Source organism: Asticcacaulis sp., from assembly GCF_027484505.1.
GTDB lineage: Bacteria > Pseudomonadota > Alphaproteobacteria > Caulobacterales > Caulobacteraceae > Asticcacaulis.
The window spans coordinates 1-20351 of the sequence record NZ_JAIXSV010000104.1 but is presented as its reverse complement, the minus strand read 5'-3'; the positions used below and the strand labels follow the sequence as shown (position 1 = coordinate 20351).

General features: G+C 60.9%; 18 protein-coding genes, 2 tRNA genes and 2 pseudogenes. 9 read left to right on the top strand and 13 right to left on the bottom strand.

The genetic code is table 11. From position 1 onward, the window contains the following. Positions 1-333 (top strand): annotated as a pseudogene (locus tag Q0072_RS06575) (calcium:proton antiporter); the annotation flags it as partial. A gap of 69 nt (positions 334-402) precedes the next feature. On the opposite strand, the gene Q0072_RS06570 reads toward Q0072_RS06575, so the two are convergent. The 3 genes from Q0072_RS06570 to Q0072_RS06560 are packed head-to-tail and all read right to left on the bottom strand — an operon-like array spanning position 403 to position 3574. Then, positions 403-852 (bottom strand): hypothetical protein, encoded by a 450-nt coding sequence (locus Q0072_RS06570; protein WP_298327441.1) that lies wholly within the window; start codon positions 850-852, stop codon positions 403-405. A gap of 13 nt (positions 853-865) precedes the next feature. Then, positions 866-1093, bottom strand: coding sequence for a type II toxin-antitoxin system ParD family antitoxin (locus tag Q0072_RS06565; protein WP_366941781.1), 228 nt, complete (start codon positions 1091-1093; stop codon positions 866-868). A gap of 45 nt (positions 1094-1138) precedes the next feature. After that, positions 1139-3574, bottom strand: a complete 2436-nt coding sequence (locus tag Q0072_RS06560; protein ID WP_298327438.1) for a helicase-related protein — start codon at positions 3572-3574, stop codon at positions 1139-1141. 324 nt (positions 3575-3898) lie between these two features. On the opposite strand from Q0072_RS06560, the gene Q0072_RS06555 reads away from it, so the two are divergent. The 6 genes from Q0072_RS06555 (at position 3899) to Q0072_RS06530 (ending at position 9204) form a co-directional block, all read left to right on the top strand. After that, positions 3899-3975 (top strand) — tRNA-Arg (locus Q0072_RS06555). 180 nt (positions 3976-4155) lie between these two features. Then, entirely contained in the window at positions 4156-4539 is a 384-nt protein-coding gene (locus Q0072_RS06550) for a hypothetical protein (RefSeq protein ID WP_298327435.1), read from the top strand. Between the two features lie 5 nt (positions 4540-4544). Then, entirely contained in the window at positions 4545-4715 is a 171-nt protein-coding gene (locus tag Q0072_RS06545) for a hypothetical protein (protein WP_298327432.1), read from the top strand. A 121-nt stretch (positions 4716-4836) separates the two neighbouring features. Next, positions 4837-4921 (top strand) — tRNA-Leu (locus tag Q0072_RS06540). Between the two features lie 160 nt (positions 4922-5081). Then, positions 5082-6593: a magnesium transporter gene (gene mgtE, locus Q0072_RS06535; protein WP_298327429.1), complete on the top strand. Its 1512-nt coding sequence runs from the start codon at positions 5082-5084 to the stop codon at positions 6591-6593. 178 nt (positions 6594-6771) lie between these two features. Then, positions 6772-9204 (top strand): glycoside hydrolase family protein, encoded by a 2433-nt coding sequence (locus tag Q0072_RS06530; RefSeq protein ID WP_298327426.1) that lies wholly within the window; start codon positions 6772-6774, stop codon positions 9202-9204. A 219-nt stretch (positions 9205-9423) separates the two neighbouring features. Here the strand turns inward: Q0072_RS06530 and Q0072_RS06525 are convergent, their stop codons facing one another. From Q0072_RS06525 to smc, 6 genes are all read right to left on the bottom strand, one after another. After that, a complete protein-coding gene (locus Q0072_RS06525; protein WP_298327423.1) occupies positions 9424-9930 on the bottom strand; it encodes an ATP F0F1 synthase subunit B in 507 nt (168 codons plus the stop codon). 10 nt (positions 9931-9940) lie between these two features. After that, on the bottom strand, positions 9941-10585 hold the full coding sequence (locus tag Q0072_RS06520) for a hypothetical protein (protein WP_298327420.1): 645 nt from the start codon (positions 10583-10585) through the stop codon (positions 9941-9943). A gap of 177 nt (positions 10586-10762) precedes the next feature. After that, positions 10763-10987: a F0F1 ATP synthase subunit C gene (locus tag Q0072_RS06515; RefSeq protein WP_013478623.1), complete on the bottom strand. Its 225-nt coding sequence runs from the start codon at positions 10985-10987 to the stop codon at positions 10763-10765. Positions 10988-11038: 51 nt separating this feature from the next. Then, positions 11039-11800 carry a F0F1 ATP synthase subunit A gene (locus Q0072_RS06510; protein WP_298327408.1) on the bottom strand — a complete coding sequence of 254 codons (762 nt, stop codon included), beginning with the start codon at positions 11798-11800 and terminating at the stop codon, positions 11039-11041. Between the two features lie 52 nt (positions 11801-11852). Further along, complete coding sequence (locus Q0072_RS06505; protein WP_298327405.1) at positions 11853-12146, bottom strand: AtpZ/AtpI family protein; 294 nt, start codon at positions 12144-12146, stop codon at positions 11853-11855. A 253-nt stretch (positions 12147-12399) separates the two neighbouring features. Next, positions 12400-15864, bottom strand: a complete 3465-nt coding sequence (gene smc, locus Q0072_RS06500; protein WP_298327402.1) for a chromosome segregation protein SMC — start codon at positions 15862-15864, stop codon at positions 12400-12402. 311 nt (positions 15865-16175) lie between these two features. Here smc and Q0072_RS06495 point away from each other — a divergent pair, with 311 nt between their 5' ends. Continuing rightward, the gene (locus tag Q0072_RS06495) at positions 16176-17099 is read left to right on the top strand and encodes a TraB/GumN family protein (RefSeq protein ID WP_298327399.1); all 924 of its coding nucleotides are present in this window, start codon (positions 16176-16178) and stop codon (positions 17097-17099) included. A 6-nt stretch (positions 17100-17105) separates the two neighbouring features. On the opposite strand, the gene Q0072_RS06490 is transcribed toward Q0072_RS06495, so the two are convergent. The 4 genes from Q0072_RS06490 to Q0072_RS06475 all read right to left on the bottom strand — a co-directional run bounded on the left by Q0072_RS06490 (position 17106) and on the right by Q0072_RS06475 (position 19775). Continuing rightward, positions 17106-17801, bottom strand: a complete 696-nt coding sequence (locus Q0072_RS06490; protein ID WP_298327397.1) for a thioredoxin domain-containing protein — start codon at positions 17799-17801, stop codon at positions 17106-17108. Then, positions 17798-18490, bottom strand: coding sequence for a thioredoxin domain-containing protein (locus tag Q0072_RS06485; protein ID WP_298327395.1), 693 nt, complete (start codon positions 18488-18490; stop codon positions 17798-17800). The genes Q0072_RS06490 and Q0072_RS06485 overlap by 4 nt, the downstream gene beginning before the upstream one ends. Before the next feature lie 2 nt (positions 18491-18492). Beyond that, complete coding sequence (locus tag Q0072_RS06480; protein WP_298327393.1) at positions 18493-19128, bottom strand: DsbA family protein; 636 nt, start codon at positions 19126-19128, stop codon at positions 18493-18495. A gap of 86 nt (positions 19129-19214) precedes the next feature. Next, complete coding sequence (locus tag Q0072_RS06475) at positions 19215-19775, bottom strand: DciA family protein (protein WP_298327391.1); 561 nt, start codon at positions 19773-19775, stop codon at positions 19215-19217. 106 nt (positions 19776-19881) lie between these two features. Between Q0072_RS06475 and Q0072_RS06470 the strand changes: the two are divergent. Further along, positions 19882-20351, top strand: a pseudogene (locus tag Q0072_RS06470) (A/G-specific adenine glycosylase); the annotation flags it as partial.

Here is a 20351-nt window from a genome sequence, read left to right as displayed (position 1 = left end):
CCGGCACTGGTGGTGGCGGCCATTTCGGCCAGTCCCGAAATCCTGACGGCCCTGCGCGCCGCGTTGGCCAACCGGATGCAGCCAGTGATTAATATTGCGCTGGGGGCCTCGCTCTCGACCGTGGTCCTGACCGTGCCGGTGATCGAGTTGATCTCGCTGTTCAACGATCAGAAGATCCACATGGCCCTGACGCCGACCCAGAGCATCATGACGGCCCTGACCCTGCTGGTGGCGGCGATCAACCTCAATGATGGTCAGACCAACGCGATTGAGGGCACCACACATTTTGTGCTGTTCTGCGCCTTTATCATGCTGTCGTTTCTGGGGCTGTGATCAGAGGTCGAAATCGCTCCAGTCTTCCGAAGCGTGGCTTATACGGACTATATTGGGTGACGAACTATATTAAATATACTTAATATACGCGTAATGCCCAAGATAGATTAGGCCAGCAGCTATAACCAAGATATAAGGAAATAAAACGTATAATTTCCATAATTCCACCCAAATCGTCTTTCGGCGGTTAGTGTGCCATCGTTTGCACCATTCAGTACGCGCCTGAAAAGCAGCGATGTTTGTTTTATCGCGCATAGCCCTTTCGATTTCCATTAGCAGATTATCGTATGTTGCCTGCCAAGCTTTCCAGCTTGCCTCAAGATACCACAGACTGAAGGTCAGAATTATTACGAAACCCACCATCCATAGATTGTTTTCTTTGAAGCTAAACAGGAGGCCTGCCGTAACCAGCGTGGTCCCCATCGCTTTGATTGATATGGTGGCATTGCCGTACTTCTCAAATACGTTGAACAGCAAGCTGTATTCATCTTGCAACTCTTTGCGCTCGTTCGGACTCATTCCGCTCCCCTTTTTACAGTGATGAAACCGCGGAATTCTCAGATAGCGAAGACTGTTTAGTCTCGCCGGCCATGCCTTCGTCTATTTTCATCTGCAAGGCGGCTATTTTTTCTGCCCGCTCCTGATCGCGGCGGATGAGGTCACGCACATAGTCGCTGATATTGGCATAACGACCGGTTTCCGCCTGCGACTCCGCCCAGGATTTCATCTGTTCCGGAAGGGATATGTTCATGGTCGCCATGGGGGCACTCCTTAGACAAGAGGGTGTGGCTTATGGCAAGGTTTGTCAACCGCCGCGCAGCACAGCAAAGGGCGAATAGGGATTGACGAATGGGGCCTGTTCTTTGGCTTTTTTCGGGGCCGTCGATTTTGTGCGCCAGCCCTGATAGTCGGCAGCGGCCTCGCCTTCGCCAAAGCGGTGCGTGCCGGCCTTGGCAAAGCCCAGCGCGGCCATCAGTTTATCATTGAGCCCTTCGGCCGCGCCGGGTTTGAGGTAGATGGCTCCCTTGTGCCACACGCCTTCGCTCAGGGCCTTATCCAGCGCATCCAGGGTCTTCAGCCGGACCGGCTTATGTCCGGCAATGGCCACCAGCCCCTTAAGACTGAGCGCGCGTTGCGGATGGTCCTTCGCCCCGCCAAAGGCCTGCATCAGCGGATACGACAGCTTCGGCAAACGCCAGACAAAACGGTTGCTGTGAATGCCGAGAGTCTTGAGCCATTTACGTTCATCTGCCGTCAGCTTGTCTTCACCACGCAAGGTCACGCCGCCGTTTTCATAGATCTGCCACGCCACGGCGCGCACGGCGGCGGGGGTCGCCTCATCATGCGCGGCCTCATAGATCCGGTGCAGGGGCTTTAGCTGATGCAAGGCCTGCTGCCGCACAAAATCGGTCAGCCGCTTGCGCGCGCGGTCTTCAAGGGCGGCCTGATCGGACTGACACTCCAGACGGATGACCGGGTTGAAATAGTCGGACGGCGCGATATGACCGACCGTTTCGCCTTGCCACAGAACGTGCTTGCCTTTCAGTCGCAGGCTCCTGGACGGGGCCTGCGCAAGCGCATGCAGCCGGTCGCGGATCAAGGGCGTCACCGCGCGGTGCGCCGCCTGACGGATCGTCTTGTCCTCGATCAGGCTTTCACCGGCCGCCTGCACGAAGTTCAGCCCCTTAAGCTGCCCCACGCGCTGCCCTTCGAGGAAGACGTCGCCATTGTCCATGATCTCTGGCTTGGGCGCCTCAAAGGCATTGAGCGCCTTCAACAGCGCGCTGGTGCGCTGATCGACAAAGCGCTGCATCAGGGCCTCGTGCAGCCGGTCGGACAGACGCGCCTCCAGATCGCGCGTCGCTTCGCGCCAGTGCTCTGCGGCCTTCAGCCAGCCGGTGCGATTGGCGATGTAGGACAGGGTGCGCACCCCCGACAAGCGCCCCGACAGGGTGTCGATATCGCCGTCCATGCGGTCGAGGTGGCTCAGTTGCTCATCGAACCAGTCGTGCGGCACAAACCCGTCCGGGCGATGGCGCGACCAGAACAGAAAACCGACGGTCTTCAGATGTTCGTCCAGCGAGACCTTACGAAAGTCGGGGAGTTGACACACCTCCCACAGGATGCGGAGACTGACCGGATTGCGCACCTTTTGCGCGATGTCGTCTTCGGCGCTCAGATGGCGCAGCACCTTCTCATCCAGCGCTTCGCGGGCCAGTTGCAATGCCGGGGCGGGCGAAGGCCGAGTCAGACTGCGCAACAGGTTGTCGAGCGACGAAAAATCCAGTTCGTGATTGCGCCATTGCGCCGCCGTCAGGCTGAGGAAGCGGTGGTTTTCAATCGACGCGATCAGGTCATCATCCATCTCATCGGCATCGCCGGTGACCCCAAACGTGCCTTCGCGGCGATTACGCCCGGCGCGCCCGGCGATCTGAGCAGCCTCCTGTGCCGTCAGGGCCCGCGTGCGCCGGCCATCGAACTTCGACAGGCCGGCAAAGGCCACATGGTCGATATCCATGTTCAGGCCCATGCCGATGGCGTCGGTGGCCACCAGAAAATCGACCTCGCCGCGTTGGAACAGATCGACCTGGGCGTTGCGCGTCTTGGGGCTGAGCGAGCCCATCACCACGGCCGCCCCGCCGCGCTGACGCCGGATCAGTTCGGCGATGGCATAGACCTGCTCGGTCGAAAAGGCGACGATAGCCGTCCGCTTGGGCAGCCGGGTCAGCTTCTTCGACCCGGCATAGCTCAGTTGCGACAGGCGTTCACGGAACTGCACCTCGGCATGCGGAAACAATGAACGGAACAGGGGCGTAAATGTTGCTGCCCCCATAAACAGCGTCTCATAGCGACCACGCGCGTGCAAAAGCCGGTCGGTGAAGACGTGCCCGCGCTCGGTATCGGCGCACAACTGAATCTCATCGACGGCCAGAAAATCGACGCGGCGCTCCAGCGGCATAGCCTCGACCGTGCAGATGAAATAGGAGGGCAGGCGCGGGATGATCTTCTCTTCACCGGTGATCAGGGCCACCGCATTGACGCCCTTTTCCTTCACCACACGGTCATAGACTTCGCGCGCCAGAAGCCGCAGCGGCAGGCCGATCATGCCGGTGGCATGCGCCATCATCCGCTCCAGCGCATAATGGGTCTTGCCGGTATTGGTGGGCCCTAAAACGGCCACCAGCCGCGAGTCCGGGCTTTGGTCGGCGAAGGCGGTAACAGGGTGAGAATGATCTGGCACGTAGCCGTTTTAAACGCTTAAAGCGGCCTTGGAAAGGCACAAGACGGTGTCAAAAGGGCGTAAATTCAGAGGTTAACGGCTTGAGTCAAACGCCGTGAACGTCATGAAAACGAATCATGACCGAATCAGTTACATCGCGCGATGCCTGATTTGTTCTATACCAGATATGGTAGCCCAATAGCGCATTAACCATATTCAATTTACTGGATGCGCTGAGTCGCGCCTTGAGTCGAGTCCGCTGCGTTCTCACACAGGTTTTTAGACCAGACAGGGTTTGAAACGGCTTCTCAAAGGCGCGGACAGCGTGCTAAACCCAACGCGCGTGGCCCCTTAGCTCAGCCGGATAGAGCAAGGCTTTCCTAAAGCAGAGGTCGCAGGTTCGAGTCCTGCAGGGGTCACCACTTCGTTTCCGTGCTGACACATCTCAGCATAGTGTCTGGACGTTGCGACGTATCTAAACGGACACTCATTTTTAAAATTTACATTTTCTCAGTAAAACAGATTAACATTCCACCGGCTGCAAGGTAAGCCCCGGTAATCCGTTCATCGTTATGTCAATGATTACCTCAGTCTCTTCTCCTATGTCCGCAGATATGCCCTACCTAACGGTTTGTGGTGCGGCGGTTCTCGTCTTCATTTTGGGGACGGTCGAGAAGGTGATGCGCCTGCGCAAGGCGACGCGCGGCACGGACGACTTTTTCGCGCGCTATGAGCGTCTGGGTCTGGGGATGGCCTTCCTGACCGAAGGTCTGGCCGTGGCGGCGATTATCACCGGATGGGCCCTTCTGCCGGCGGTTGTGGGGCTGGTTGGGTATATTGTGGTTGTGGCGGCCTATAGTCTGAACGATGAGGGCGAGGACCGCGTTTCGCTGTTTTCGGTGGAAACGCTGCGCACCGATCTGGCGCTGGTCGGCTTGCTGGTTGTTCTGCTGACCATCGCCTATTCGCTGCGACTGGCGCACTGAAGCGCATGGACATCCGGCAATCCCAGTCTGTGATTCTACTGCACCGGCTGCGGCTGCGTGCGCGCCGCCTCAGAGACGTCAATCAAAAGGCCGGAAATGCGTCGGTTGCGGAGATTTACGCCCGGATTGATCGCTGGCTGGAAGGGCAGATGGCGCACGCCATGGCCGCGAAGTGATAGGCGATACGCCGCCGTGTGGATTGCCACACACGCTTTTTTGGCAAAATCGGGGGATAATGCACATTTGCCGCTTCACAAAGCCGCCAAGGCTTGCTAAGTGGCGCGCCTCCTGATGCGTGCGGTCGTGGCGGAATTGGTAGACGCGCAGCGTTGAGGTCGCTGTGCCGCAAGGCGTGGAAGTTCGAGTCTTCTCGACCGCACCATCCGGGTCAAAAAAGGTTTTGAGGCGCAACCCTCAAGACCTTTTTTTGTGTCTGTTTGCCGGCGAAACCGGTTGCAATCCCTAGGGATTCGGCCCAGTGTCTGGCTCCGTGAAAATATGTGTGCCCAAGGGGATAGCGCGATGAACAGGGAGGGGGAGAGTTGTCACAAAAGCCCGAACCTGAACTCGATACCCTGGCGACGCCGCCCGATGAGTTACGCGGGTCGCTGAAGGCACTGGCTGATGCCGTGGCGCGCGAAACGGCGGACGCCGATGAACGTCCCGAACTGATCACTCCGGAACAGATCGAAGACTTCGCGCTTCAGGACGATTACGCCCTTAATCCTGAATATATTCAGCTGGTTATTGATGCCGCCGACCGCAATGACGGTCTGCGTCTGCGTGATCTTCTGGACGCCTTGCACCCGGCCGATGTCGCCGATCTGCTGGGCTTTCTGTCCGAAGATTACCGCGAACAGGTCATTCCGTGGATTCCCGCCGACGCCCTGCCTGAGGTGCTGCCGGAACTGGATGACGGTATCCGTGAGGAGATCGTTGAAAACCTGCGCCCGGTCGATCTGGCCGAAGTGCTTCAGGAACTCGATTCCGACGATGCGGCGGCCGTGTTCGAGGACATGGAGGCCGAGCAGCAGCAGGCGGTTCTGGCGGCCATGGACCCCGAAGACCGTGAAGCCATGGTCACCTCTCTGGCCTTCGAGGAAGAGACCGCTGGCCGCCTGATGCAGCGCGAGGTGGTGGCCGCGCCCGACTTCTGGAATGTCGGCGATGCCATCGACCATATGCGGGCACACGGGGCGGACCTGCCGGAACTCTTCTTCGATGTCTATGTGATTTCCCCGACGCATAAGCCCATCGGGGCGCTGCCCGTGTCGCTGCTGATGCGCACGCCGCGCGAAGTCCGCCTGTCGGCCATTATGGAACCGATCACCGAGATCGAGGTCCATATGGATCAGGAAGAGGTCGCCTATATCTTTGAAAAATATCACCTGATTTCGGCCCCGGTCGTCGATCAGGGCGGGCGGCTGGTCGGTCAGATTACTGTCGATGACATTGTTAACATCATTCAGGAAGAAAACCGCGAAGACATTCTGGCCCTGGCCGGTGTGTCCGATGAGGAGGGGCGTGATTCCACTGTGTTTGAAGTGGTGCGTTCGCGCCTGCCGTGGTTGTGCGTCAACCTGTTGACGGCCTTTGTCGCCTCGTCGCTGATCGGCATGTTCCAGAGCGAAATCGAAAAGCTGGTGGCGCTGGCCGTGCTGATGCCCATGGTGGCCTCCATCGGCGGCAATTCCGGCACGCAGGCCCTTACCGTCTCTGTGCGCGCTCTGTCGGCGCGCGAACTGACCACGGCCAATGCGCTGCGCACCGTCTGGCGTGAGGTGCGGGTGGGGTGGTTCAATGGGGCGGTGATCGCCTGCATTCTCGGCTGTGTCGCCGGTGCCGTGTGGCAGAACCCCATGCTGGGGGTAACCATCGCGCTGGCGGTGCTGATTAACCTCACCGCGGCGGCGCTGGCCGGGACATTGGTGCCGCTCACTCTGTCGAAACTGGACCGCGATCCGGCGGTGGCCTCACCCATTTTCGTGACCATGGTCACCGACTGCATCGGATTTTTTAGTTTCCTGGGGCTGGCGGCGATAATTCTGTTGTAAAAACGTAAGAGCCTATGGATAGCTACTCAGGCGGAATTAACCTTTTTTCTTAATCCTTTCGGGGGCGCAAGCGTCCGAATCGGTTGAAAAAATGGTTCGGGGGTGTTCGCAGCGGCGCGATGCTTGCTGGGCCCTTTACCTACCTGCGTAAGTGTACCGTTTTGGTTCAGGAAAAGTGATGAGAGCGCGCCATAAAATCTCCCGCGCCGGAGTCGAGCTGATCAAGAGTTTCGAAGGTCTGCGCCAGCAGGCTTCGCAGTTGCCCGACGGGCGCTGGATGATCGGCTATGGCCATACCTTTTCTGCTCGCGAAGGGGCGCGCGTCACCGCCGAAGACGCCGATGCCCTGCTGCGTTTTGACCTTCTGCCGATCGTCGAGGCGGTCAATAACCTTGTCCACACGCCGCTGACGCAGAATCAGTTCGATGCGCTGGTGTCGTTCTGCTTCAACATCGGTATCGAGGCGTTTGGCCAATCGGACGTGCTGCGCCGCGTCAACGAAGGCCGCGTCACCGAAGCCGCGCAGGCGATGGACAACTGGACCAGCGCTGAATTCAATGGTCAAACCTATGTACTGGCACCGCTGATCCGTCGCCGGGCCTCGGAAAAGAGCCTGTTCCTGACCCCCGATATGGAGGGGATGGAGCTTGATCCGCAACTGATGACGCCGGGCATGGTCATCCGCCCGGCCGAAGCGCCGGCGGCACCGCAACCTGCGCCGGCACCCAAGCCCGTGATTACGCGCGTCGCCGATATGGCCGAAACGCCGACGGCTCCAGCCCCGACTTCGCCGTCGATGAATGTTCAGGCCGCCTTGCTCAAGGCCGAGCAGGAGGCACGGATTCAGGCCGAGTTCCGCCGTCTGGAGCAGGTGCGCCTTGAAGAGACGCAGCGCCGGGATGCCGAGCGCGCTGCCGCCGAAGAGGCGCGCAAACGTGAGGCTGAACGCGCTGAGGCGGCGCGTCAGGCCGAAGCCCGCCGTCTGGCCGACGAAGCGCGTGCCCGCGAAGACGAGCGCCTGCGCGAGGAAGCCCGGCGTCTGGAAGCCATTCGTCTGGCCGAAGAGACCCGCGTCCGTGAGGAAGCGCGCCTGCGCGAAGAGGCGCGTTTGCGGGAAGAAGCCCGTCTGCGTGAGGAATTGCGTCAGCGCGAGGAAGCGCGTCTGCGCGAAGAGACCAAACTGCGTGAGGAAATTCGCCTGCGCGAAGAGGCGCGCTTCCGTGAAGACACCCTGCGTCAGGAGGCCATGCGTCAGGCCCAGGCTCTGGCGGCGGCCCGCGTCGCCGAAGAGGCCCGTCTGAGCGAACTGCGCCGTCTGGAGGATGCGCGCCTTGAGCAGCAACGTCTGGAACGTCAGCGGCTTGAGGAAGAGGCCCGCCTGCGTGAAGAGGCGGCGCGTCTGGAGCGCGAGCGTCTGGAACAGGCTCGCCTTGAACAGATGCGCCACGAACAGGCCCGTTTGGAGCAAGAACGTTTGGAGCGCGAACGCGTCGAGCGCGAGCGTCTGGAGCGTGAACGCGCCGAACGTGAGGAACAAGCCAGACTTGAGCAAGCCAGACTTGAGCAAGACCGCCTTGAGCGGGAGCGTCAGGAGCGCGAACGCTTAGAGCGTGAGCAGGCAGAGGCTGCCGCCCGCGCCGAACGTGAACGCGCGGCTGAGGCGCAGAAAAGCGCGGATCAAACCTCCAAGCCCGCCGTCGATCCCGATGCCGAAGCGGTGCGCAAGGCGGAAGCCGCGGCGGCCCTGATGCGGCTTTATTCGCCTTACGCGACTATGGCCGGGCCATTGGCCAAGCCGAAAGCGGCACCTGCCAGCCCGCCGGCACCGGTTCAGGCATCGCCGCACAATCCGCCGCCCACGGCCGCCAAACCGACGCCGGCTCCGGCCGCGTTTGATGTATCTTCACGCCGTGACCCGGAACCTGCGCCTGTTGCGGCTCAGGAAGCGGACGACGAGGCAGAGGATGTGCCGCTGGTTATGCGGCTGCATAGCAAGGTCGAGCCGGGTGTGCGACCCAACCCGTCGCTGATCGCGCCGCCCACGGTTGTGGCGTCTCCGGTGAGTGTGCAAACCGATGCGGCCGCCGCTTCGGCCCCGGCCCCGGCGCCGGTAGCCTCGCAGCCCCAGCTTGTGCCTGAGCCGGCCAGAGAGACACCCAAAGAAACGCCGCTGCATTGGCGCGAGCAGTTGCAACACCCGGCAACGGGTGTGGCCACGGCTGCGGCCGCCGTGCAAAGCGACGCCCTGAGCTTCAATAGTCACGCGGCCCCGCAGACCTATGTCCACGCCGAAGAGGTGGTCGAAGACGACGAATGGCTGGCCGAAGATGGTCGCATCGCGGTTTCGACCGAAGAGGCAGAGGCCAATGAGCGCAGCCTGTGGCAGATGATCGCCTCAACCCTGCAATGGATATTCATTTCGGTGATCGGCCTCGCGGCCCTTGGCGGCGCGGCGGGGGCCTATCAAAAGGCCATCAATCTCGAAATGACCGAACCCGGCAATGCGGATGTGTTTACCACCATGTCCATTACGCTGGCTGTGGTCGGTATTGTCTGCGTCTGCGTTTCGGTGTGGCTGATCTTCCGCCGTCTGGGTGGCTTGAAGGACTGAGATTCTAGAGCATTCGTCGGCTCAGTTGAGCCGCCGAATTGCTCTAATTTTTTGTTTGGTCGCGCAATTTTTCCGAAAAGTGGTATCCACTTTATCGGATTGCGCTCTAACCACTGATATCCGCGCTGATTTCGACTATCTACGCGCTCGCCAAAAGCTGAAATAGAAAAGGCCCTGCCGAAACCGGCAGGGCCTTTGTTTTTGCGCGATAGCCTTGTCTTACGACAGGCGGGTCGCCACCTGCGTGATGGCCTGATCGACCAGCGGATCGCTCTTCAGGCCGTCAGCGCGGCTGATGAGGATGTTTTCCGCGATCTGCGTCGCCAGATCAGCCGCCGCAGCCTTGACCTCGGACGCGGCCTTGGCCTCGGCCTGAGCGATCTTGGCTTCGGCCTGCGCCTGACGGCGCTTGATCGACTCATCGAGCTTCGTCTTGGCCTCGGCGGTGAGGCGCTGGGCCTCTTCCTCGGCAAAGGCGATCAGTTCCTTGGCCTTCTGTTCGGCCTCAAGACGCTCGGCCTTGATCTGGTTGAGCAGGGCCTGCGCTTCCTGACGGATACGCACAGCCTCATCCAGTTCGGCGCGCACGGCATTGCCGGTGTCGGCCAGAGAGGCCCACAGCTTTTGCGGCACCTTCATGACGATCAGCAGCAGGAAGAAGCAACCCAGACCGATACGGACCCAGGTTTCCGGATTGGCCCAGAAGGACGGTTCAGCGTGTTCCATCGGGTGCTCCTCAGCTCTTCTTCAGGGCGGCGGTCAGGGCCGACTTGGTCGGGGCCTTGCCCGTCAGCTTTTCGACCAGCGCCGACGCGGTGTCGGTGGCGATCTCGGTGACGTGGGCCAGGGCTTCGTCACGCTTGGCGCGGATCGAGGCTTCGGCTTCGGCCAGAATGCCGTTCAGACGGGCGTCTTCCTTGGCCTGAGCGGCCGCCATTTCGGCTGTCGCCTTGGACTTGGCATCAGCGGCCAGCTTGCGCGCTGCGGCATGGGCCGCTGCGGTTTCAGCCGCCGCGTCCTTGGCCTGAGCCTCGGCCTCGTCGCGGATGGCGCGGGCATTGGCCAGATCTTCGGCGATCGTCGCGCCACGCGTGTCGATGACGTTACGCAGGCGAGGGGCGAACACCTTGGCGATCAGGATGAACAGGACGGTGAAGATGACGACCAGCCACACCATCTGACCCGCCCAGTGTTCCGTCTGGAACTGCGGCAGGCCGCCGGAAGCGTGGCCTTCGCCGTGGCCGGTAGAGGTGGTGTGGGCGTCGCCGTGAGCCGCTTCGGCAGAAGCGGTGGCTTCGGCGATGGGCTCAAGCGTGGCCACCGTGGTCACGGGTGCCTCGGCACTCGTCTCGCTGGCCGCGGGGCTTGCGGTTACGCTCATGATTTGATCCTTTTGATCCGGGCCAGGGCACGGACTATGGGTCTGTTTTGACGGGTGCGCAGCGTTTAGGGATGCGCGTAAAGACGAACGGATCAGACTGTGACGCCAGCCTGATCCGTCGAAAGTCCGGTCTTCGTCGGGCGAACGCCTGCGGCGATCGGGCCCGCGAAAGCAGGATTAGCCGTTCAGGATCATGATGGCGATAACGAACGCCAGAATGCCGAGGGCTTCGGTCAGGGCCATACCGATGAAGAGGTTGGTCTGTTGCGACTTGGCCGCCGACGGGTTGCGCAGCGCGCCCTGGAAGAAGTTGCCGAACAGCAGACCGAGACCGATACCGGCACCGATCATACCCAGCATGGCCAGACCCGCGCCGAGGAACTTGTAAGCAGAAGCGTCCATAGACTTTAACTCCGTAGGAAGAAGAGGATAAACGTAAGGTAAGGTGATGACTTAGTGGTGATGCAGGTTCACCACGTCATTGAGGTACACGCAGGCCAGCACCGCGAAGACGAAGGCTTGCAGATAGGCCACCAGGAATTCCAGCGCCGTCAGGGCCACGACCGCCGTCAGCGACACGAAGCCGCCGAGATAGCCGAGCGCACCCGCCGAGGCCAGAGCCACGATGAAGCCCGCGAACACCTTCATCACGATGTGACCGCCGACCATGTTGCCGAACAGACGCAGCGTCAGGGTGATGGGGCGCATCAGGAAGGAGATGATTTCGATAGGGATAAGGATTGGCAGGATCAGCAGCGGCACGCCCGAAGGCATGAACAGCTTGAAGAAGCCAAAACCGTTCTTGATGAAACCGACGACGATGACCGTACCGATGGTCAGGATGGCCAGCATGGCGGTGACCGCCAGCTGCGACGTCGCGGTGAAATAGGTGGTCATCCCCACAAGGTTACAGCTCAGGATAAACAGAAAGAGCGTGAACACGAACGGGAAGAAGGAGCGGCCTTCGTGGCCAATGATGGATTCCGACAGGTCGTCGATCAGACCGAACAGGCCTTCGGCCATCACCTGAAAACGGCCCGGAATGATCGAGGCGCGCGCGGTGGTAAGGGCAAAGAACAAAACCACGCAGCCCACGCCGATCAGCATGGCCAGAACGGAATTGGTGATCGACAGGTCAACGGGGACACCAGCGACGTCGATGGTCGGCAGTTCGACGACCTTCTGGATCTGAAACTGGTGCAACGGATCGGCCATAAGCCCTACCTCATCAATTCAAATAGCGATGGGCCAAAGGGCCCTGAAAATCTCAACGACGTCCGCTGCGGGCGACGGCATAGACCCCGGCAACCAGACCGACAATCGCGCCGACAATAATGCCGAACGGGCGCGTATGCAGGTATGCGTCACTCAGCCAGCCAGCCCCCAGTCCGATGAAAATGCCACCGAGAAGTTCGCCCAGAGCCTGATAGCCCTTTCCGGCGCCCGCTTCGCTTTCGGCGTGGTCGGTCTCTTTGCGGCGCTTCTTCTGCTCAAGGGCATTAAGCCGCCGTTCGAGGTCGCCCAGCTTCGACGAAGTCTCATGATCGGGGTCATTATTCATATTCGGACCTTTCGGAAGGACATTCGCACACAGACAAATATCCCCCTTCGGACGGCGCGGAACCTAATCGGACAGACCGCAAAGGTCAAGCAAGCCGATGACATAAAGTTGATCTAATTACCTCGTGCAAACCCCATAGGGCATCACTATTTGCGAAAATTCGTTTCCCGTGCGGGGCCTTATCGCGGCAAACCCTTGTAACAATGGTTTGCAGAGTCCCTTTCTGTGGCGCGTAAGACTTTGGTCGGTTGCCTCAGGCGACCAGCGCTTCGGCGGCCTTCAGATCGACGCTGACCAGTTGTGAGACGCCGCGTTCGGCCATGGTCACGCCAAACAGGCGGTCCATGCGCGCCATGGTCACCGGATTGTGGGTGATGGCGATAAAGCGCGTCTGGGTGCGGGTGCGCATTTCATCGAGCAGCCGGCAATAGCGATCGACATTGGCGTCATCGAGAGGCGCATCGACTTCGTCCAGCACGCAGACCGGGGCTGGATTGGCCAGAAACACGCCAAAAATCAATGCGGTCGCCGTCAGGGCCTGTTCACCGCCGGACATCAGGCTCATGGTTGAAAGGCGTTTACCCGGCGGGCAGGCATAGATTTCCAGCCCGGCTTCAAGAGGGTCGTCTGATTCGACCAGCCGCAACTCCGCCGATCCGCCGCCAAACAGGGCGACGAACAGCGTCTTGAAGTGCTCATTGATCACGTCAAACGCCGCCAGCAGACGTTCGCGGCCTTCGGCGTTCAGTTCGTCGATCCCGTCGCGCAGCTTGCCAATGGCTGTGGTCAGGTCGAGCCGTTCGCGGCTGATGCCTTCCAGCCGCTCCTGATACTCGGTCGCCTCTTCTTCCGCGCGCAGATTCACCGCGCCCAGAAGGTCGCGCTCCTTCTCCAGCCCCGACAGCAGGGCTTCGGCCCCGGCGGCATCTGAGGGCGTGGCGATAGCCTCTTCTTTGAGGCGCTGGCCCAGCGCTTCCGGTGTGTCCTGCGTCTGATCGAAGATGTGCGCTTCGATCTCGGCCTTGCGGGCGGTGGCGGCCTCCAGTCGGGCCAGCGCCCCGGCGCGGTGTTCGCGCGCCTGCGCCGCCGCCTGTTCGCGCGCCTTTTCCTCGGCATCGGCCTCGCGTTTGGCGGTTTCGGCCAAGGCCAGCGCATCGCGCGCCTCCGACAGACGCTTTTCAGCGGCGCTGAGCGAATCGAGCAGGCTCAGGCGGCGGGTTTCAAAGGTCGCAGGCGCGGCCTCGGCGGTGGCTAGCGCCGCCAGAGTGGATTCTTGTTCGCGCGTCAGCTTTTCGACGCGGCTGCCCGATTCGCCGTGGCGGCGGGTCCAGTCAGTGAGGTCGCGGCTCAGATTGCGTTCGCGCGATTCGCGTTGCTGCCGATTACGCGCGTCTTCGTCCAGCGCCGAACGCGCCGCCAGCACGGCCTGACGCCGGGCGTTGGCGAGGTTGCGTGCTTCGACCAGAGCGTCGTTCAGGGCGTCCAGTGTTTCCGGCGTCGATTGCGCATCAGCCAGCGCCTCATAGGCCGTTTTGGCCTCGCCCAGATCGCCGCGCAGGCGTTTGATGCTGCCGTCCAGCGCCTCCATGCGCGTTTCGTACTGCGTCTGGCGACGGCTCAATTCATCAGCCTGTGCTGTTTTGGTGCGCAGGTCGCGTTCCCGTTCGGGCAGACGGGCGCGCGCCTGACGCAGACGGTCTTCGAAGCGGCTTTGCGCGTCGGCGGCGGTTTTCAACGCTGTTTGCGCGGCCTTAAGCTCCGGCTTGAGCGCGTCGATTTCGGCCTCCAGCTCATCGAAGCGGCTGCGTTGGGCCAGACGCACAGCGGCGGGCTTCGGGGCCTTGGCGCGCACAATCAGCCCATCCCAACGCCATAGATCGCCCTCTTTCGACACCAGCCGCGCGCCAACGGGCAGGTGTGCCTGAAGCCGGTCGCCCTCGGCCTGATCGACCACGCCAATGGTTGAAAGGCGCAAGGACAGGGCGGGCGGGGCACTGACATATTGCGTCAGCGGCGTGACCCCCAGCGCCGACAGATCGCTCAGCACGGCCTGCGAGTCAAAATCCTCGGCCCAGAAGGCCAAGGCATCGAGCGCCCCGCGCTTCGACAGGCTGAGATTGAGATCGTCGCCCAGCGCCGCCGCCAGCGCCAGTTCATAGCCTTTTTCGGCGCGCACGGCATCGAGAACCGGGCTTTTGCCCTTGGCGCTGTTGGCGTTCAGGATCTGCGCCAGACCGCGCGATTCGGCGGTCAGTCGGCCCAGCCGGTCTTCGAGGTCGCGGGCGGTCTTGCGCGCCTGCGCCTCAGTGTTGACCACCGCCATCCGCTCGCCTTCCAGCGCTTCGACCTCGGCACGCGCAGCGTCCAGCGCCTGTTGCGCGGTGTCTGCCGCCTGTCGCGCCGTCTCCAGCGCCGCATGATCAAACACACCCAGCGCCTGTTTTTCGCGTTCGGCCTGATTGGTCTGGGCCAGCAGGCGTTCAAAGCGGGTCTGCGCCTCTTTCAGGCGCGTGGCCTCCAGCCGTTGCCGTTCGGTCAGGGCGGCCAACTCGGCGGCCAGTTCCTCAATGCGCTGATCGGCTTCGACGCGCTCGCCCTCGGCCATCAGCACAGCGGCCTTCAGTTCGGGTTCGCGCGATGGGGCCTCTTTGATCTCTTCGCGCACGCGCGCCAGCATGTCCGTCAGGCGTTCGATCTGCGCCTGACCGTCGCGCGCCAGTTCCCGTTCGCGTGCATGGTCGGCCTGCTGACGCCGCAGATCGCTTTTCAACCGCTCAATCTCGGCCTGCGCCTGCTGCGCTTCGAGGTCGAGGCGTTCTTTCTCTATACTCAAACGATGGTTGACAGTCGCCGCTATGGCTTCTTCTTCGCGCAGCGGCGGGATGGCCTCGGCGGCTTTCAGGGCATGAACCTGAGCGGTGGCGGCCTCGCGCGTCGTCGCTTCGACCGCCTGCGACAGGCTCTGCATTTCGCCCGTCGTGGACTGAAACACAGCCAACGCCTCCAGCAATCTGGCGTGCAGAATGGCTTTTTGCAGGGCGCGGATTTCGGCGGAAATCTTCTTATACTTGTCGGCCTGTCGTGCCTCGCGTTTCAGACGCGACAGGGCGCTGTCCAGTTCGCGCGAAATATCGTCCAGCCGCGCCAGATTGGCCTCGGCGGCGCGCAGACGCAGTTCGGCCTCATGACGGCGGGTGTGCAGGCCCGACACGCCGCCGGCTTCTTCGAGGACGCGGCGGCGGTTCTGCGGCTTTGCAGCGATCAGCTCGGAAATCTGCCCCTGACGCACAAGGGCCGGGGAGTTGGCCCCCGTCGAGGCATCGGCAAACAGAAGCTGCACGTCGCGCGCACGTACCTCCTTGCCATTAACCTTGTAGGTCGAGCCCTGACCGCGACCAATGCGCCGGGCAATGTCGAGCACGGGCTGATCGGTGAAGGGTTGAGGGGCGAGGCGGGCCGAATTGTCGATGGTGAGCGTGACTTCGGCCCAGTTGCGCGCCGGGCGCTTGTCCGAACCGGCAAAGATCACGTCCTCCATGCCGGCGCCTCGCATGGCCTTGGCTGAAGTCGCCCCCATCACCCAGCGCAGGGCCTCCAGCAGGTTCGACTTGCCGCAGCCATTAGGGCCGACAATACCCGTCAGTCCGGGTTCGATGCGAAATTCGGACGCATCGACGAAGGACTTGAAGCCGGAAAGTTTCAGCCGTTGAAATTGCAAGCAGGGACCGGTGGAAAGAGCGAATCAGACGAGATGCAAAGGTTAATGGGCTTTAACGCTTTTGCCTAAAGGCTTCTATTTAAAGCGAGGGCCGCAAGGCACGCAAGGGTGCTATCCCTCTCTACCTTGCCCTATTTTCGCCGCCGCGCCGACCTACCACCAATGGACGTAATACCAAGGGTCATTGGAAATGACTCTTGGTATTCCTTTCGTGAATTTCTCATGTTGCTGACACATATGAGAAATTCACGAGTTTTCAACGGCCGGATGCGGTCAGCATCTTCGGCCGTTGGTATAAAGGGATGGAGGGGATGATGAAGAACAAAACCCTGTTGACGCTGACTTTTGTGGCCCTTGCTCCGATCACGGTGTGGGCACAGGACGATACGATCTGGAGCACGACCGACGTTACAGTCGTCAAACGTCTCCCCGGACCCGCCTTGTGGAAGGTGGTGCGTGACGACAAGGTGGTGTGGATCATCGGCTCTGCGCAGATTGAGGGCAAGGCGGGCTGGGACAGCACACGCATCGAGAACATCCTGACCGGGGCCGAAACCCTGTACACGCCGCCGACGGCGAGCGGGGGCGTGTCGCTGATTTTTCGTCTGATGAAGGATAAGGATTTGCCGGGCCGCACGACGCTGAAAGACGTCCTGCCCGAAGCTGAATATGCGCGGTTTCAGACCACGGCCCGGCGTTACGGCATCAAAACGAACGATATCGAAAAGGACAAGCCTCTGTGGGCCGGGATGCGTCTGTCCATGAAGATTAATCAGAAATACGGCTATTCGTCTTCGGCGGTTGTGGATCGTTTGAGTAAAGCCGCCAAAAAGAAGAAGGTGAAGGTGCGCGCGGTGGCCAGCTATGAAGCCAAGCCACTGCTGAACCAGATTGCGGCCATTGATGCCGAGGAAAGCCGTCGCTGTCTGACCATGACACTCGACTCGCTTGATTACGACATCCCCAATGTACCCATTGTCACCAAGGCCTGGGCCAATGGCGATGTGGCGCGGCTCAAGCCCATCTGGCGCAACGGTCCAAAAGGCGACTGTCTTCAGGGGCTGGGCGCAGACCTGTCGGCGCGGGTCAGTGGTGATACGATCGCGGTGATCGAAAAGGCGATGAGCGGTTCGAAGCGTAGCGTGCTGATCCTGCCTATGGGCATGTTGATCAATGACGACCGGCTCGTGACCGGCTTGCGGGCCCGCGGCTATCAGGTGCGCGAGCCGCTCTGAGTCTGCTTACTTCACGGCCTTAATAGCGGCTTCGATGGCGGCGTAGTCGCTTTCGACGCGCTTGCCATTGACGAAGAAGGTGGGGGTCGATTCGACGCCGTCTCTGGTCATATTGGTTTCCATACGGGCGGATATGGCCTTGAACAGGTCTTCGTTTTTCAGGCAGGTGTCGGCCTCGCTCTGGTTCAGGCCCGCCTTGGCGGCCAGCGAGCGGAAGACCGGTTCGGCTTCACCCGTCTCGTAGATTTTCGACTGAGCGGCAAAGAAGCCGTCGATGACGGTGAAATAGGCTTTGGTGCCGCCCTTCTGGCCCAGCCAGTTGGGCTTATCGGCCGCACAATGGCCCAGCATATAGACACCGAAGGCCATCTGGGCCGGGTTGGTGGCGACTTCACGGTAGACGTACTTCACCTTGCCCGTCTTGATGTAGTCGCGCTCGAATTTCGGCCAGTTGGTCGTGTACCAGTGGGCGCAGTGGGTGCAGGTGACCGAACCGTATTCGACGACGGTCACGCGGGCATGGGTCGCGCCCTTGGTCATCTCTTTCAGTGGCGCAATTTTGGCTTTGCTCGCGCTCTGCGCATCGGCAGCAACGCTGAACAGCGCCGTGGTCAATACGGCCAGCAGGAAAACCGCCACAGCCTGCTGCCAGAAGGGCGCGCGGCGGGCACGATCATAAAGGCGACGAACGGTGGCGGTCATGGCTGGGTCCTTTGGTCCGGTGACGGATTGGATATCACTTTATCTATCGCGGAGGCTACTGCGTCGGAATCGGTCGAGTCGCCAGTAAACAGCACACCGTTTATGAAGAGATAGGGCATGTTAACATCTGCTGGTATTTCAGATAGGTGGGTTTCCGCTGCGGCCATATGCTTGAGAGACGTAGAGTCATTGATGCAGGTTTCGAAGCTGTGATCGGAAAGGCCAGATTGGCGCGTAATGCGACGAACAATGACGATGGGGTTTTCTGCGGTAAGGATTTCATTTTGTGAATTCATCAACCGCGCGAGGGTTTTGAAGTACCTGTCCTTGCCCGTGCAGCGCGCCATCATCATTCCGGCAGCCGATACATCAACGGGAGGTGTCAGATATTCCCTGAATATATACCGCACCTGGCCATGCTGGATGTACGCTTTATCCAGTTTCGGAAACACTTCTCTGTAAAACTGAGCGAAGTGAGCACCCGTTGTCGAAGCATAGACGATCAAAGTTACGGGAGCGTTCGAACGCCCAAGGCTCATATCGTCCGGGCTGACCGCAGGTATTTGCGGTTGGGCCAGAAGAGGGAGGGGCACAAACATCGTCATTCCAACCCAGAATCCAGCCAAGACCTTGCGCCATTTTGTGGCGAAAAAGCTATTCACTGGATTGTGGACGGATGGCGCGGACATGTTTACTTCTTGGCGGCAGGGGCTTTGTCGAGCGCGGCCGTGAAGGCTTCGACGCTGGTATAGTCGCCTTCGAACTTCTGACCATTGATGATCAGGGTCGGGGTGCCGGTGATGTTGTCGGCCTTGGCGTATTTTTCCATATTGGTCTGGATGCGCTCCAGACCCTTCGGATCGTTGACGCACTTGGCGAAGGCCTCATCGGACAGACCGGCCGAATTGGCCACGCGCTTGAGGACTCCCTTGGCGTCGCCCGTGGCGGACATTTCCTGCTGCGAGCGCATGATGGCGTCGATCACTTCGAAATACTTGTCCTTGCCGGCGCAGCGCGCCACCAGAACGCCTGCCGCCGAAACGTCCGCCGGGGGGGTGAGGAATTCGCGGAAGACGTACTTCACCTTACCCGTGTCGATATATTTGGCCTTCACCGTCGGGAAGACCTTTTCGTTGAAGGCGGCGCAGTGCACGCAGGTCACCGAGGCGTATTCGACAAGGGTGACGGGGGCATCGGCCTTGCCCAGAACCATGTCGTCGGCCCCGGCATCCGTTTTGCTGCCACCACAGGCGGCGAGGGCGAGTGTACCGAAGGCAGCGGCAGCCATAAGCGCGCCGCGAACGAGGGTGTGACGGGTCAGGTGCATGGATCGGGCCCTTGTAAGAGAATCTGGTTCAGGCGTCTGTGTGCCTTATCCCGACTTCCTACGGCGAGAGCGTGGCCTTTGGCAAGTTACTTCCGTTGGGCACGGTCCTTGAGCAGCACCGAACGGCCCAGTCGCAGCAGTTCGCGCCGCAGCTTTTCGTCGGCTACGGCCTTCACGCTCTCCTGCAAGGCCAGTTCCTCGGCGGCGCTCAGGGGTTTGGGGGCGGGCGGTGGCACCGGGCGCGCGGCCTTCTGCACCGGCCCCTGAATGAGGCGAAGACGCTCGACCGTACCCGCCCCCAGAAACAGATTGACGCGATCGAGAATGACGCGGCTCTGGTGCTGGATGACCGAGGCAAACGACCCTTCGACGCGCAGATCGAGCGTGCCGCCCGCCTTGGCGCCGGGACGGGCGCGGATGACCTTCACGGGTTCGGTGATGCGCGCCACCGTATCGCCCACAATCTCAGGCCAGCGGCTTTTGAGACGACCTGCCCCGGTGTCATAGGCCTCAAATCGTTCATTGAGTGCCTTCATCATCGGCGCTATCTGTCGATTGACGGGCGGCGTTGGCTGCGGCACGCGGCGGGTTCGCGTGGTCCGCAGGATGCGCACGGCTTCTTCATAGGACGGCAGGTCACGTTTCATGGTGTTGAGTATAAAGCGCATCCCAAAAAGTGTGCAGCGGTTTTTGGAATCAGATGCGCGACAGGAAGAGCGTACAGATGAAGATGTCTCGCCTGCGCGTCAGAGATTGCTGGACTGGTACGACCGCAATGCGCGCGTTTTGCCCTGGCGTGAAGGACCGGGAGCTGCGCTTAGGGCCGATCCCTACCGCGTCTGGATGTCGGAGGTGATGCTTCAGCAGACCACCGTGCCGCACGCCACACCCTATTTTGAAAAATTCACCGCCCTGTGGCCAAGCGTGGGCGCTTTGGCCGTCGCGCCCGATGAGCGGGTGATGGCCGAATGGGCGGGGCTGGGCTATTATTCGCGGGCGCGCAACCTGCTGAAATGCGCGCGGGCGGTGGTCAGCGCGCATGGCGGCATCTTTCCGGCGGATGAGGCGGCCTTGCTGACACTGCCGGGGTTCGGGCCTTACACGGCGGCGGCGGTGATGGCTTTTGCGTTCGGAAAAGCCGCCAATGTGGTCGATGGCAATATCGAGCGGGTGATGAGCCGCCTCTATGCCGTCAAGACTCCGGTGCCGCAGGCCCGTCCTCT